Here is a 13,725-nt window from a genome sequence, read left to right as displayed (position 1 = left end):
GGTATAGTGGGGAAAAATCTTTAGGCAAATACCGCCATTGACAACCCGTCTTGTTCAGGTAAAAAAATGGCATTTATCACTTCGCGGAGATCGACTTTACGGGGCCGACCTGTCGTATAAGGATCGGCTTTTTTTAAAATCGGCTCCAAGATTTCCCATTCTTCATCTGTCAAATCACTGGGATACCTCTTACCAGGAATTTCTTTTGGCCAAGCCATGCAGCACCTCGAATAGAATCTCTGAAATTAAAATAATCGCCGGATTTTGGCTTATTTTATCAAAAAATACTATAATAATATCAATGTGTTAGTTTTTTGTACAGCTTCTGAGAAGCTGCCAGCAATCTTGAAAACCGAGCATCATACGCAAGATGTCATACTGCCAATATTCGCATAACAAGGCCGTAACCGGCGTATTTTTTTGTGAGCGCAGCGAACGAGAAATACGCCGGTTACGGCTGGCGTTAGAAGGTAAACAGCAATCAATCCTCCGCCTCGCGTCGAACATGGGCAAACAGCGGTTCGAAAACCGCCATGGCCAGTTCCACGAACTCCCCATCCAGCGGATCGGTATCACGGAACGCCAAGCGATAATAGCCATCCTCCCGCTCTGGACGGCTCTGCCGATATTCGCTGCCCGCCCACTCGGTTTGCGCTGCTCGCAACGCGCGCTCCCCGTCGCCGTCCTTGCCCAGCTTCTCGACGTAAGCCAGCGCGCTTCTCGGAAAGAAATGCAGCAAGCGCCGCGCCCCTCGCCAGTACAGCTCCAGTAACGCCCGCAATGTTTCGTGGGGATTGGCGACCGGCTCCAACACCACTTCCTGATCTTCCGCCACCCAATGGCTGCGCGAGCCACCCCCCCACCGGCGCCACGGCGTTCGATACCAGATGATGCAGCCACAAATTCAAATAATCGTTGGCCTTCATCGACGCCAGTCGGTAGCCCACCCACCCGTCCGGCGTCAGCCCGGTCAGCCGCCCGGTCAGGCGGAATTCCCCCAGCGTCAGATCCAGGCTCAGCGGTTCGGCCGCCCGTCGCGGCACCACCCGCCCCAATCGCCCGGCGAAACGGATGACTCGATCTCGCGCCCCGGCAAACACGCATTCACCCACCTGTCCGTGCGGCAGCGCTCCGCCCGCCCGCAGCACCGTCTCAATGTCCGCCGCCGGCCGATCCTCGCGATACAGCTCCAGTGCCCGACCCAACACCTGATAATTTTCCAACCCGTCCAGCACGAACGGCTCGCGAGTCTCCAGCGCTTCCTCGCCCTCCTCCACCCGAATGCCCAGCCGCTCGCGCAACAACCAACGCGCCGGATTCTTGAAGAATCGAACCAGTCCCTCCAGACTCACCGTGCGCAAGGCCGGCTCCGGTTCCGGCAACGCTTCCGTCAGCAGCGCCGTCGCCACTCGTTCGCCGCGCCCGGCTCGCCGACTGGCTTCCACCCATTCCCGCGCGTAGCTGAACAAGCGCGCATCGCCACTGAAATAGCGCCGGCTAAACGGCTGCAAGGGATGACGGGTCACCAGTCGCGCGCTGGCCCGGCCACCGTCAGGGTCATAAAAACCCCGATCCACCACATCCAGCAATTCGCCGATCAGTACCGAGGGCGGCAACACCGAGTTATCGCGAATGTTCTGGCCGACGTAGCTGAGGTAAAAACACACTCGGGCCGACAGCAGGGTCTCCAAAAACAGATAACGGTCGTCCTGACGACGGGAGCGGTCGCCGCGCCGGAATCGGGTCGCCATCAAATCGAAACCCACCGGCCGGTGCGGGCGCGGATAGGCGTCGTCGTTCATGCCGAGCAGGCACACCACCGGAAACGGGATGCTGCGCATCGGCACCATCGCGCAACACGTCATCCCACCGCCCAGAAACCGTCCCGCGCCGCTCTCGGCCGTGTTCAACTGCCCGCGCAGCGCCGATTTCACCACCGACAGCAACACCGGCTCGTCGAACTCCGCCAGTTCGGCGTTGCCGCGCAGCGTTTCCAACGCGGCCCGAATCAGTTGCAGTTCGTTTTCCTCGCGGTCGCGGGGCTCGAAAAATTGCTCCAGCATGCCGCGCAGCACCTCCACCCAAGCCGCCAACGACCGGCGCTCGCGCAAACGGGCATCCAGGCCGAACAGCGCTTCGGTGAAACTCTGCAAGCATCCCACGCCCGCGCCTCACCGCCTTCCACCTCGTCGTAGGGCAGAATGCCGTCGTACAGCTCTCGGCCGTTTCCCGGCAGCGCGTAGCCCAGCAGCAACCGGTCCAGCCCGGCCCGCCAGGTGTGCTCGGCGGTGGCGGGCAAATCCCAGGTGCTCTTGATGCCGGCGTCGATGCCCCAGCGAATGCCGGCGCCTCGCACCCAGTGGCGAATGTGATCCAGATCGTCTTCCGCCAGACCGAAGCGCCGCCGCACCGCCGGCGGCTCCAGCAGGCCCAACACCTGCGCGGCGTCATGACGCCCACCGCCCAGATCCAGCAACTCGAAAAATATCTCGACCAGCGGATTCTCAACCGGCGCACCCTGATCGGCGACGCTGAACGGTATCCGCCGTTCGCGCGGGACACTGTCGAACACCGCCTCGATCAGCGGCCCGTACACGGCGATATCCGGCGCCATCACGATCACGTCCGATGGCTTCAGATCCCGCCGCGCCGCGAACAGCGCCAGCAATCGATCGTGTAAAACCTCGACCTCGCGCATCGGTCCGTGGCAGGCGTGGATTTGTAACGAGTGGTCGTCCGGCAGCAGTGGCAAGGACGGGCAGTCCTCGCCGCCCCGCTCGCGCAAGTGCAGGATGTCGGCTTGCAAGCGATGCAACAGCGTCTCGCCGTCGGGTTCGGCGAAGCCGTCCCACTCGGCTCGCGGATACGCTTGCAGCAAATCGATGAAATCCCGCCCCTGCTTGCCGAGGGACGCCAACAGCGGATTGCCAACCGTCAGATAAGCGTCCTCCGGGTCGGTTTCCTCGCCCAGCCGGGCCAGATCGCGTTCGGCCCGGATGTCGCCCCAGTATTCCTGGCAGGGATTCAACACGAACAGATGCAGATCCACATGACGCGCCAGTTCGGCCAGCAGGTCCAGGTACAACGGCGGCAACGCCGCCACACCGATGACGGCGACCCGCTCGGGCAGGCGGCGGCAATCGAAATCGCCGTCGCGCAACACCTTGCGAAACTGCGCCTGTACCCGCACCCGGTGTGCCGCGCCTGTCCGCACCAGCCGTCGCCACAACTCGGCCTGCCAGTGGTCTGCTTCGCCCGCTTCCCATTTTTCGATCCAGTCCGGGCGATAAACCAAGTACTGATCGAAACCGTCGGCGATGCGGCAGGCCAGTTCGTGGCGGCGAAAATCGTCGCCGCCATCGCCGAGGTAGACGTTCAAGGATTCAAAGCGCGGCGTGTCTTCCAACTCCCGCAACAGCGCCATGACCCGCCAGACCAGCACCGACTTGTCGAACGCCGAGGTCGGCGGCACCTGGCGCAGCACCGCCCGGCTCATTTCCCAAAGAAAAGTTGCGGGAAACTGGAATGCCAGATTGGCGCAGACGCCCAGGCGCTCAGCCAGCCGCAGCGCCAGCCAGCGGGCCATGCCGTTGCTTTGGGTGATCACGATTTCCCGCGCCAGTGGCGCGCGCAAAGGCTGCCGCAACACGCCGGCCAGTTGCTCGATCAGGATTTCAAGCTGGTTGCTTTGATAGCTGTAAAACACGAGGAAGTGCCTTGGCTTGGGGAAAAGCACGAGCACGGGCTAGCCGTCGCCCGTTCGGGTCCGGCGATCTCAAGCCGCTCCGGAGGAAGCGCCCGCATGCTGCGCCAATCGCCGCAAAGCCGCGCTCAGGCGAGGGTCCGGCACGTTGCGGGCGGTGACTTCCAACAGTTTCGCATTGCGTTGGGTCAGCGTCAGCCTCGGCCGCCGAGGGCGAGGCGGGAAGTCGGGCGGCACGACCCGCACGCGCGGCTTGGGCAAGGGAATGCCGAGTTGCTGGCCCAGCGTCTCGCGGATATTGTGCAGAGCGTAGCGCAGCCGGGTGGCCCAACTGGACGAGTCGGCATGCACCGTCCAATCGTCCTGATCCAGCCGGACCAATACCACATGATCGTGCAGGTGCGGCGGCAGGTAGGCGCGGAAGATACGATTAAGCCGATTCAGCCGGTCGGCGCGGGCCATCAACCGCCCCAAGGTCCCTTGCGGGCGGCGCAGAGTTTCTCCCACCGTCGGGATGGAACCGGTTCGCTGACGCGGCGGCGTTGCCTGGATGGGGGGGGACGGATGGAGCGCGCGGCGTCGGTCGATCCGGCGGCGGCGCCGGCAGTGGCGGGAGCGGCCGGTAGGGAGCGGGGATCTCGGCTATTTTGGCAGGCAGGTCAACGCTGGGCGCGACCGGCGTGACACGAACGGCGCCATCGGGCTCGGAACCAGCGACCGTGGCGAACCGCGCCGGGTTCGCCGGCGACGAACCGGGCTCCGATTCGTGGCCACGCAGCATTTTCAGCAGTTGCGCGGTGTGCCGGCGGGCGGACGCGCGGCTATCGGATTCAGACATGGCGCCACCCGCCGCCTTCGCGGCACCCCTCGCGCCGCGGGCGCGGGTCATTTCGCTCGAACCGTTGCCGGAAAATCACCATAGTCCGCACAGCCACGCCGCTGGGTTAGCCCAGTGCCGAACTTTGGCGCAGATCCCGCCAAACCGCAAGTCAAGACGATGCGGGAATCGCCTTGATCGAACGCACACTCAGGACCGGGCGAACTCCGCCACGAATCCGGCGATGCCGTCCAGGTCGGCCAGCGGGAATACCGGCAAGCCGGGAAGGCCGTACACCACCGGTTCCAACAACGGCTCGCAGGCGACGGCGACAATGCTCGGGTCGCCTGGAAAGCGTGGTGGCTTGTCCTCGGCGAGTGGCCGCCAAACTTCCAGTTTGGGATATACGCCGGTCTTCCAACCTTCGACCAGCACCAGATCCACCGGTTGCAGATGGGCAAGCAACTCGGTCAGCGTGGGCTCCGACTCCTCACGCAGTTCGTGCAACAAGGCCCAACGGCGACCGGTCGCCAAAATCACTTCATGGGCACCGGCCTGGCGGTGACGCCAGGTATCCTTACCGGGCGTCTCCAGATCGACATCGTGATGAGCGTGTTTGAGCGTGGATACGGTCAGCCCGCATGCCCGCAGCCGGGGCAGCAGGGCAACGATGAGCGTGGTTTTGCCGCAACCGCTCCAACCGCTGATACCAAGCACTTTCATCGTCATCCGACCAGATCAGCGCTGCCGGACCACCTGATAAGGGCGTGCCGGATAAGTCACCGGCGCGCTCCAGATATGCACCAGCCGGCTGAACGGGAAGACCAGGAACACAGTCAAGCCGAGGAAAATGTGCAGCTTGAACAGCAAGCCAATGGGCGTTATGGCCGCCACCGCTTCCGCCGGATCGAATGTCACGACATTTCGCGCCCACTGCATGAGCAACAGCATATTGCCGCCATCCAGATGCATCAGCGACAACGGGATGGTCAACAGGCCGAGAATGAGCTGCGCATACAAAAGCAGCAGAATGAAAATATCCATCCGGGTGCTGGTGGCGCGCACCCGAGGATCGTTCAACCGCCGCTGCACCAGCATCGTCAAACCGGCGAAGCACATCAACCCGGCGACACTACCGGCGACGATGGCCAGTATCTGCTTGGCGCCAGCGGAAACGCCCAAGGCGTGAAAGATTTCCGGCGGGGTTAGCAGGCCGACGAAGTGGCCGAGGAACAGCAACAGAATGCCGACGTGAAACAGGTTGCTGGCCAGCCGCATGTTCTTGTTGCTGAGCATCTGACTGGAATGGGCTTTCCAGGTAAACGAGTCGCGATCGAAGCGCGCCAGACTGCCGAGCAGGAATACCGCGCCAGCCAGATACGGATAAACGCCGAATAACAGGGTATTTAAGTAACTCATGATCATCGCCTCGAATGGGTAAAAACCACCCTCATTTTTTATAGGGAACGAGCGGCCTGTGGCGTTGAACCGGGTGGAGACACCCAGCGCACGGGTTGGGCCGTGGCGCGACCACCTTGGCTTTTTCCACAACTGTCCTGATTCGCCAGGAAGTTCACGGCCTCTTCTTCCCAAATCTTGTCCATATTGACGATTGTTTCATCGGGACCCTCGGTCGCGGCCTGCTGGCGAATCGCCTCGATGTCCGCCGGCTCGCCGACCAGGGTGGCCAGCGCATCGAACACGACGTGGTAGTCGCTGCTCTGTTCAGCCAGCCGGGCGCCGAGTAAGACCATGACGTGCATGGCATCGGCCAGCATTTCCAGCGCCTCTTCAGCCGGGCGCTGCGCCAGATACTCCAGAAACAGCGGGATGTAATCGGGCAATTCGTGGGCGTCCAGCTCGAAACCGTGCTGGCGATACACGTCCAGCAGGTTGACCATCGCCTGACCGCGATCCCGCGATTCGCCGTGGATGTGTTCGAACAGGTGCAGCGACAGCGCCCGACCCCGGTCGAACAGCCGGACATACCGCTCCTGTAACTCGATCAGATCGGTCCGCTGTGTCTGGTCGATCAGTGCTAGCAGCGCCCGATGTTCGCGTTCCGGCAACACATTTTCCTGGTCGAGAACCTCAATCATTTCACTCAGCGCGGCTTGCAGTTCCGACTGGGGGTAGCAGAGCAGCGCGGACAGCACTTTCAGGGTTTTCATGGTGCAATTTCTCCTTGTGGAGATGAGGTAGGCATTGCCCACCCCATAGGCTGAAAGTCCACCCTACTTCGTGGGCTCCACCCGGATCGGAATCGCCCGGCGCGTGGTCACTTTCTTGCCGCCGAACAGGTTGGTCTTGTCCGTGCCCGGCGAGCAGCCGTTGCCGAAGCTGAAGCCGCAGCCGCCGCGTTCGCCGAAAGCGTCGTAGGTGGCGCTGGCGTATTCACGGTGGCTGGTTGGAATGACGAAGCGATCCTCGTAATTAGCGATGGCCAGGTAGCGATACATCGACTCGACCTGATCGATGCGGAGATTGACCGCCTTCAACACGTCGTCCTTCACCTCGCCGTCCACCACTTTCGCCCGCATGTAGGCGCGCATTGCCAGCATCCGTTCCAGTGCCAGCTTGACCGGCTTTTCGTCGCCGGCGGTCAGCAGGTTGGCCAGATATTTCAGCGGAATCCGCAATGAACCGACATCGGGAATGATGCCGTTCATGCCGATCTGGCCGGACTCGGCGCGAGCCTGAATCGGCGACAACGCCGGCACGTACCAGACCATCGGCAGGGTGCGGTACTCGGGATGCAGCGGGAAGGCGATCTTCCACTCGATCGCCATCTTGTAGATCGGCGAATCTTGGGCGGCTTTCAGCCACGCATCGGGAATACCGACCTTACGCGCCTCAGCTTGTACGACCGGGTCGAAGGGATCGAGGAACATGTCGAGTTGCGCTTGATACAAACTCTTTTCGTCGAGGACACTGGCCGCTTTTTCGATTTGGTCGGCATCGTAGAGCAACACACCCAGATAGCGGATGCGGCCCACGCAGGTTTCCGAACACACCGTCGGTTGCCCGGACTCGATGCGCGGGTAGCAGAGGATGCACTTCTCGGACTTGCCAGTATTCCAGTTGTAGTAAATCTTCTTGTACGGACAACCGGACACGCACATCCGCCAACCCCGACATTTGTCCTGATCGATCAGGACGATGCCGTCTTCCTCGCGCTTGTAGATCGCACCCGACGGGCACGAAGCGACGCAAGCCGGGTTCAAGCAGTGCTCGCACAGGCGCGGCAGATACATCATGAAGGTGTTTTCGAACTCGCCGTAAATCTCCTTCTGCACGCTCTCGAAGTTGGTGTCCTTGGAGCGCTTGGCGAATTCGGTGCCGAGAATTTCCTCCCAGTTCGGCCCCCAGTGGATTTTCTGCATCCGTTCGCCGCTGATCGCCGAACGCGGCCGGGCGGTGGGCATGGCTTTCGACTCCGGTGCATTCTGCAAATGCGCGTAGTCGTAATCCCACGGCTCGTAGTAATCGTCGATGGCCGGCAGGTCGGGATTGGCGAAGATGTTGGCCAGAATCCGCCATTTGCCGCCCTGCTTCGGCTCGATCTTGCCGTCCCGGTGGCGTTTCCAGCCGCCGTTCCACTTTTGCTGGTTCTCCCACTCCTTGGGATAACCAATGCCGGGTTTGGTCTCGACGTTGTTGAACCAGGCGTATTCCATGCCGTCGCGGCTGGTCCAGACGTTCTTGCAGGTCACCGAACAGGTGTGGCAGCCAATGCACTTGTCCAGGTTCAGGACCATGGCGATTTGTGCGCGTACTTTCATGATCAATGCGCCTCCACGGTGGCGTTGTCCGGGGTTTCGTCGTCGAGCCAATCAACCTTGGCCATCTTGCGGACGATGATGAATTCGTCGCGGTTGGCGCCGACGGTGCCGTAATAGTTGAAACCGTAGCTCTGCTGGGCATAGCCGCCGATCATGTGGGTCGGCTTCAGCACGGTGCGCGTCACCGAGTTGTGAATGCCGCCCCGGGTGCCGGTGATTTCGGAACCGGGCGTGTTCACGATCTTTTCCTGGGCGTGGTACATCATCGACATGCCTTCGGGAACGCGCTGGCTGACCACGGCGCGAGCGGCAATGGCGCCGTTGAGGTTGTAGGCTTCGATCCAGTCGTTGTCCTCGATGCCGGCCTTCTTGGCGTCGATCTCGGACATCCAGATGATCGGACCACCCCGCGACAGGGTGAGCATTAGCAGGTTGTCGGTGTAGGTGCTGTGGATGCCCCACTTCTGGTGCGGGGTGATGAAGTTCAGCACGATCTCCGGGTTACCGTTCGGTTTCTGGCCGATGATCGGCTCGACCGTCTTCATGTCCACCGGCGGCCGGTAGGCGCACATCGCCTCGCCGAAGCCCAGCATCCAGGGATGATCCTGATAGAACTGCTGGCGACCGGTCAGGGTTCGCCACGGAATCAGTTCGTGAACGTTGGTGTAGCCGGCGTTGTAGCTGACCTTCTCGTCCTCCAATCCCGACCAGGTCGGCGAGGAAATGATCTTGCGCGGCTGGGCCTGAATGTCGCGGAAGCGGATCTTTTCATGCTCCTTGGGAATCGCCAGATGGGTATGATCGCGGCCGGTAATCTTGCTCAATGCCGCCCAGGCTTTCACCGCCACATGGCCGTTGGTCTCCGGGGCCAGCATCATGATCATTTCGGCGGCGTCGATGTCGCTGTCGATACGCGGTCGGCCCTTGGACACACCCTCCTCCAGCACGGTGTAATTGAGCGTCGCCAGCGCTTCGACCTCGTGCTCGGTGTTCCAAGTGATGCCTTTACCGCCGTTACCGACTTTATCCAGTAGCGGCCCGACCGAGGTGAACTTCTTGTAGGTATTCGGATAGTCGCGCTCGACCACGACCAGGCTCGGCGCGGTCTTGCCGGGGATCAGCTCGCATTCGCCCTTCTTCCAGTCCTTCACCGTCAATGGTTGAGCGAGTTCGGTCGGCGTGTCATGCAGAGTGGGCAAGGCAACGATGTCTTTCTCCACGCCGAGATGACCGGGGCAGGTCTCCGAAAATGCCTTGGCGATGCCCTTGAAAATGTCCCAATCGGTGCGTGATTCCCAAGCGGGATCGACGGCGGCGCTCAACGGGTGAATAAACGGGTGCATATCGCTGGTGTTGAGATCGTTCTTCTCGTACCAGGTGGCGGTCGGTAGCACGATGTCGGAGTACATGCAGGTGGTGGACATGCGGAAGTCCAGCGTCACCAGCAAGTCGAGCTTGCCTTCCGCGCCCTTCCGCCATTTCACCTCCAGCGGCTTCTCGCCGCCCTCCTCGCCCAAATCCTTGCCCTGCACGCCGTGGGTGGTGCCCAACAGGTACTTGAGGAAGTACTCATGACCCTTGCCGGAGGAACCGAGCAGGTTGGAGCGCCAGACGAACAGGTTGCGCGGGAAGTTGGCCGGATTGTCCGGGTCCTCGAAGGCGAAGTTGACCTTGCCGGCCTTGAGATTCTCCGCCAGATACGCGTTCGGCGCTTTACCGGCGGCAGCAGCATCTTTTGCGATTTGCAGCGGATTGGCGTCGAAATGCGGCGCGGTCGGCAGCCAACCCATGCGCGCCGAACGCACGTTGTAGTCGATCTGCGTCCCCCGCCACTGTTGCGGATCGGCCAGCGGCGACAGAATTTCGGTCATCGCCAGCTTTTCATGACGCCACTGGCTGCTGTGGATGTAGAAGAACGAGGTCGAATTCATGTGGCGGGGCGGACGGTGCCAATCCAGCGCGAACGCCAGCGCGGTCCAGCCGGTTTGCGGGCGCAGCTTCTCCTGGCCGACGTAATGCGACCAACCGCCGCCGCTCTGGCCGACGCAACCACACATCATCAACATGTTGATGACGCCTCGGTAATTCATGTCCATGTGATACCAATGGTTCATCGCCGCGCCGATGATGATCATCGACTTGCCATGGGTCTTGTCGGCGTTCTCGGCGAACTGGCGGGCGACGGTGATGATTTGCTCACGCGGCGTTCCGGTGATTTTCTCCTGCCAGGCCGGGGTGTAAGGCACATCGTCGTCATAGGTTTTGGCGACGTTACCGCCACCCAAACCGCGATCCAACCCGTATTGCGCCAAGGTTAGATCGTAAACAGTGGCGACCAACGCTTCGGAGCCATCGGCCAACTTCACCTTCTTCGCCGGCACGTTGCGCACCTGAATGGGGTCGTGACGGGTGCAGGAGAAATGCGGGTGTTGGGTGGAACCGAAATAGGGGAAGGCGACCGGAACCACCTCGTCCCGGATTTCGTTCACCGACAAGCGTAATTGGGTTTCGGCGCCGGTCAGCGACTCTTTCGCTTCCAGATTCCATTTACCAACCATGCCGTCCTTCTCGCCCCAGCGGAAACCGATGGAGCCGTTCGGCACGATCAGTTGATCGCTGTTTTCGTCGAAAGCCAGCGTCTTCCACTCTGGATTGTTGGCCTGCTCGGCGCTGCCGGCCAAATCGGAGGCGCGCAGGAAGCGACCATTGAAGTAGGTCCCATCCGCTCGCCGCTCCAGCAGCACCAGATAGGGAAAATCGGTCTTGGTGCGCACGTAGTCGGTGAAATAGTCCGATTTGCCATCGAGATAGAACTCGCGCAGGATGACGTGGCCCATGGCCATCGCCACGGCGGCGTCGGTGCCTTGCTTGGGGTGCAGCCAGATGTCGGCGAATTTGGAGGCTTCCGAATAATCCGGGCAGACCACCGCGATCTTGGCGCCCTTGTAGCGCACTTCGGTCATGAAATGGGCATCCGGGGTACGGGTCTGCGGGACGTTGGAGCCCCACATCATCAAGAAAGTGGAGTTGTACCAGTCCGCCGATTCCGGCACGTCGGTTTGCTCGCCCCAGACCATCGGACTGGCGGGCGGCAGGTCGCAGTACCAATCGTAGAAACTACCGCACGCGCCACCGATCAGCGATAGATAGCGGGAACCCGCCGCATAGGACACCATCGACATGGCTGGAATCGGCGAAAAGCCGTAGATGCGATCCGGCCCGTATTGCTTGGCGGTGTAGACGTTGGCGGCGGCGATGATCGGGTTGACCTCGTCCCAGGTGGAGCGAACGAAACCGCCCAGACCACGTTGGCGCTTGTACTCGGTGGCCTTGGCCGGGTCTTCGACGATGGACGCCCACGCCGCCACCGGGTCTTTATGCACCGCCAGCGCCGCGCGCCAGAGCTTGATCAGCCGTCCGCGAATCATCGGGTATTTCACCCGATTAGCGCTGTACAGATACCAACTGTAGGACGCGCCCCGCGCGCAGCCGCGCGGCTCATGATTCGGTAGATCGTCGCGAGTGCGTGGATAGTCGGTCTGCTGGGTTTCCCAAGTCACCAAACCGTTCTTGACGTAAATCTTCCAGCTACAGGAACCGGTGCAATTCACGCCGTGGGTCGAACGCACAATCTTGTCGTGCTGCCAGCGGGCGCGGTAGGCGTCCTCCCAACCTCGATCTTCGTTGGTGACGATGCCGTGGTCGCCAGAGAAAGTGTCGGTAATCTTTTTGAAGAAATTCAGTCGGTCGAGAAAGTGGCTCATCTCTGCTTACCTCGCAATCTTTAGCCTGCTAAGGATTCTTGAATTCCGCCTTGGGGCCGAGGTAGTACCACCCATTCAGCACCAAGCAGATGAAGTAGAAAACCGCGAAGCCGTAGAGCGCGTATTCCGGCGTGGTGGCATTAATCTGCTCGCCGAAAACTTGCGGGATGATGAACGCACCGTAAGCAGCGACCGCCGAGGTCCAGCCCAGCACCGGACCGGCCTGTTCCTTGGGAAACACCATGGCGATGGTGCGGAAGGTGGAACCGTTGCCGATGCCGCTGGCCGCGAACAGCGTCAGAAATAGCAGGAAAAACGGCATGAAATACTGTTCCGGTGTCGCCGATTGATAGGCCGCGCTCATGTAATAAGCCACCCCCAGCGCGGCGGCGATCATCACCACGGTAATGATCTGCGTGACCAGCGCGCCGCCCACCTTGTCGGAAATCCAGCCGCCGATGGGCCGGATCAGAGCCCCGATAAAGGGTCCCATCCAGGCATACATCAGCGCGCTAGGGGCGTTCGGATTGACGGTGGCGTGGGTCAGCGCGCCATCCGCGCCGGCGATGTGGCTGAATCCGAAGATCACCTTGATCGCCAAGGCAAAAGCGGCGGAATAACCGATGAAGCTACCGAAGGTCATGGTGTAGATCACGCTCATGACCCAAGTGTGCTTGTTGCCGAAGATCAGGAATTGCCGCTGCAAATTAGGCTTGATTTCACCGGGAATCAGCTTGAGCAGGAACACGGTCAGCGCGATGACACCGGGCAGCACCAGCCACTTGCTCCACGAAGGCAGCCCGAGTCCCATCGGCGCGGGCAGGATCAGATACAAGCCCACGCCGGCGGTGATGAAGCCGATCAACAACATCCCCACGATCTTGGAGATCGCGCCCAGGGGCGAACCGATGTGCGGCGAGACTTCTTCGGTGCGGAGGTTGTTCATGCCGAACCAGCCGATGAACGCGAGCGGGATCAGCAGAAACAGCCAGACGAAACCGGCATTCTGAATGTAGGTCGGCGCACCGGCGGGAATCTTGCCGATCAGCGAGCCGGACGCTTGCACCAGCGTCACCGGTTCGCCGCCAAAAGAACCCAGCAAGGGAAACGTCATCACCAGCGGCACCAGAATCTGCATGGTGGTTACGCCGGCGTTGCCCAAGCCTGCGTTCAGCCCCAGCGCCAAACCCTGCATCCGCTTAGGGAAGAAGAAGCTGATGTTGGACATGCTGGAGGCGAAATTGCCACCGCCGAAACCCGACAGGAACGCCAGCAATTGAAACACCCACAACGGGGTTTCCTTGCTCTGCAAGGCGATGCCGGTACCCAGCGCCGGGATCATCAGCAACGCCGTGGTGAACACGATGGTATTGCGACCGCCGGCGATGCGGATGAAGAAGCTCGACGGGATGCGCAGGGTCGCGCCGGTCAGACCGGCGATGGCCGCCAGCGTGAACAACTCCGCCGGCTTGAACGGAAATCCGGCATTGAGCATCTGTACGGTGATGATGCTCCAGTAAATCCACACCGCGAAGCCGCACAACAGGCTGGGAATGGAAATCCACAGATTACGGTTGGCGATGCCTTTGCCCGTGGTCTCCCAAAATTGGGGATCTTCCACGCGCCATTCACGAATGTCTGCCATGATCTTGAAACCTC

9 protein-coding genes and 3 pseudogenes are annotated in these 13,725 nt (G+C 61.1%); 1 reads left to right on the top strand and 11 read right to left on the bottom strand.

The annotated features are described in order from the left end of the window. The 5 genes and pseudogenes from E4P82_RS07750 to E4P82_RS07740 form a co-directional block, all read right to left on the bottom strand. A pseudogene (locus E4P82_RS07750) lies at positions 1–218 on the bottom strand (transposase); the annotation flags it as partial. Between the two features lie 530 nt (positions 219–748). Further along, positions 749–814: pseudogene (locus E4P82_RS23575) on the bottom strand (hypothetical protein); the annotation flags it as partial. Between the two features lie 19 nt (positions 815–833). Continuing rightward, positions 834–1,751: pseudogene (locus tag E4P82_RS23570) on the bottom strand (exodeoxyribonuclease V subunit gamma); the annotation flags it as partial. Between the two features lie 257 nt (positions 1,752–2,008). Beyond that, positions 2,009–3,706: an exodeoxyribonuclease V subunit gamma gene (gene recC / locus E4P82_RS23155; protein WP_312914400.1), complete on the bottom strand. Its 1,698-nt coding sequence runs from the start codon at positions 3,704–3,706 to the stop codon at positions 2,009–2,011. 69 nt (positions 3,707–3,775) lie between these two features. Beyond that, complete coding sequence (locus E4P82_RS07740; protein ID WP_246327439.1) at positions 3,776–4,165, bottom strand: DciA family protein; 390 nt, start codon at positions 4,163–4,165, stop codon at positions 3,776–3,778. Between E4P82_RS07740 and E4P82_RS21930 the strand changes: the two genes are divergently transcribed. Beyond that, positions 4,049–4,387: a hypothetical protein gene (locus E4P82_RS21930; protein ID WP_246327441.1), complete on the top strand. Its 339-nt coding sequence runs from the start codon at positions 4,049–4,051 to the stop codon at positions 4,385–4,387. The two genes, E4P82_RS07740 and E4P82_RS21930, sit on opposite strands and share 117 nt — an antisense overlap. Before the next feature lie 343 nt (positions 4,388–4,730). Here the strand turns inward: E4P82_RS21930 and mobB are convergent, their stop codons facing one another. The 6 genes from mobB to E4P82_RS07710 all read right to left on the bottom strand — a co-directional run bounded on the left by mobB (position 4,731) and on the right by E4P82_RS07710 (position 13,711). After that, positions 4,731–5,249 (bottom strand): molybdopterin-guanine dinucleotide biosynthesis protein B, encoded by a 519-nt coding sequence (gene mobB, locus E4P82_RS07735; RefSeq protein WP_312914398.1) that lies wholly within the window; start codon positions 5,247–5,249, stop codon positions 4,731–4,733. Between the two features lie 9 nt (positions 5,250–5,258). Next, entirely contained in the window at positions 5,259–5,939 is a 681-nt protein-coding gene (narI, locus tag E4P82_RS07730) for a respiratory nitrate reductase subunit gamma (protein ID WP_169248342.1), read from the bottom strand. Positions 5,940–5,977: 38 nt separating this feature from the next. Continuing rightward, positions 5,978–6,691: a nitrate reductase molybdenum cofactor assembly chaperone gene (gene narJ, locus E4P82_RS07725; RefSeq protein ID WP_169248341.1), complete on the bottom strand. Its 714-nt coding sequence runs from the start codon at positions 6,689–6,691 to the stop codon at positions 5,978–5,980. 63 nt (positions 6,692–6,754) lie between these two features. Then, positions 6,755–8,302, bottom strand: coding sequence for a nitrate reductase subunit beta (gene narH, locus E4P82_RS07720; protein ID WP_169248340.1), 1,548 nt, complete (start codon positions 8,300–8,302; stop codon positions 6,755–6,757). Between the two features lie 2 nt (positions 8,303–8,304). Next, positions 8,305–12,066 (bottom strand): nitrate reductase subunit alpha, encoded by a 3,762-nt coding sequence (locus E4P82_RS07715; protein WP_169248339.1) that lies wholly within the window; start codon positions 12,064–12,066, stop codon positions 8,305–8,307. 28 nt (positions 12,067–12,094) lie between these two features. Continuing rightward, on the bottom strand, positions 12,095–13,711 hold the full coding sequence (locus E4P82_RS07710; RefSeq protein ID WP_169248338.1) for an MFS transporter: 1,617 nt from the start codon (positions 13,709–13,711) through the stop codon (positions 12,095–12,097). Positions 13,712–13,725 lie beyond the last annotated feature (14 nt).

This window comes from Candidatus Competibacter phosphatis (assembly GCF_012939995.1).
GTDB classification, from domain to species: Bacteria; Pseudomonadota; Gammaproteobacteria; order Competibacterales; family Competibacteraceae; genus Competibacter; species Competibacter phosphatis.
This window is presented reverse-complemented; position numbering and strand designations above follow the sequence as displayed.